This window comes from Bathymodiolus heckerae thiotrophic gill symbiont (assembly GCF_900128515.1).
Taxonomy (GTDB): Bacteria; Pseudomonadota; Gammaproteobacteria; order PS1; family Pseudothioglobaceae; genus Thioglobus_A.
The window spans coordinates 1-1,354 of record NZ_FQTP01000206.1 but is presented as its reverse complement, the minus strand read 5'-3'; the positions used below and the strand labels follow the sequence as shown (position 1 = coordinate 1,354).

2 pseudogenes are annotated in these 1,354 nt (G+C 37.1%); both read left to right on the top strand.

The annotated features are described in order from the left end of the window. Positions 1-227, top strand: a pseudogene (locus BTHERMOSOX_RS11250) (hypothetical protein); the annotation flags it as partial. A gap of 76 nt (positions 228-303) precedes the next feature. After that, positions 304-1,354 (top strand): annotated as a pseudogene (locus BTHERMOSOX_RS11245) (hypothetical protein); the annotation flags it as partial.

Here is a 1,354-nt window from a genome sequence, read left to right as displayed (position 1 = left end):
AATTATATGACTGGGCAGAATTAAAATATCCAGAATATTTCCCTACACATCAGGGTTCTATGGATATAAACGGGTACTATGCACGATTTTATCAGGTAACTGATGCTTATATTGGGTCTTTAGAAGGAAGTCTTTATGTTTACGGGGCTCAGTTCGGTGGATTGCTAGAGCTCGGAGAGCTAAGCCACTGGGTAGAGGAAATGCAAAAGGAAACGGATAATAAGTAAACCCATAGCTTAGTTGTAAATGTTTTATCAAGCGGCGTTTTTTAAAGCGCCATTTAATTACTTATAGGATATCAATATGAACTTTAAAAAAATAACAGCCTATTCTCTACTTCTTGCCGGTATAGCAATGTCACCGCATGCCTTGGCAGCCCAGTCTTTTGATGGGCATACGGTTAATGTAGCATTTGAAATATGGGATGGTGATGATGTATCTAACTTGCTTGAAATTACAAATGATAAAGATGTTCTGGCTAGTGACTCGACTTATCCTGATAAGACAGATTTTTATGTTTCTTCTCCAGACGTAGATTATTTTGATTGGGACATAGATTTTAACCAGAATGTCATTGAAATGACTTATGCATCTATTGAAGCTAACGACTATGATTATGAATACTCTTACATCGAGTCAAAAGGCTTTCATTTTCAGGATACTGAGAATAGCTTGCCTGACATTATCAATGTAACTGTGGATGCGAAGTTTGCCCCAGATGATTTTGATCCAAACTTAGTTACTTTTGATGCGAATAATATCTATGTTAATTTGAAAGGATCGTCATGTGTTAATCCATCCATATTAATCACCGGCAATTGGAGCCTTATTCCCGGGTGTGATAATCCATTGAGTCCCACTGGCTTTAACAATCAAATCAAGCTAAAAGTTGAGTTTGCTTCCGATGGAACTAATGATATTGTAACTATTGATAAATTATATGACTGGGCAGAATCAAAATATCCAGAATATTTCCCTACACATCAGGACTCTTTTTATATACAAGGGTACTATGCACGATTTTATCAGGGAACTGATGTTTATATCGGGTCTTTAAAAGAGTATTTTTATGTTTACGGAACGCCGTTTGGTGGATTGCTAGAACTCGGCAAGGTAAATTACTGGGTAGAGCAAATGGATCATGATGAGGCAGCTATTAATCAATTATATGACTGGTTAGAATCAAAATATCCAGAATATTTACCTACACATCAGGACTCTTTTTATATACAACGGTACTATGCACGATATTATCAGGGAACTGATGTTTATATTGGGTCTTTAGGAGGAAGTCTTTATGCTTACGGGACTCAGTTCGGTGGATTGCTAGAGCTCGGAGAGCTAAGTCACTGGG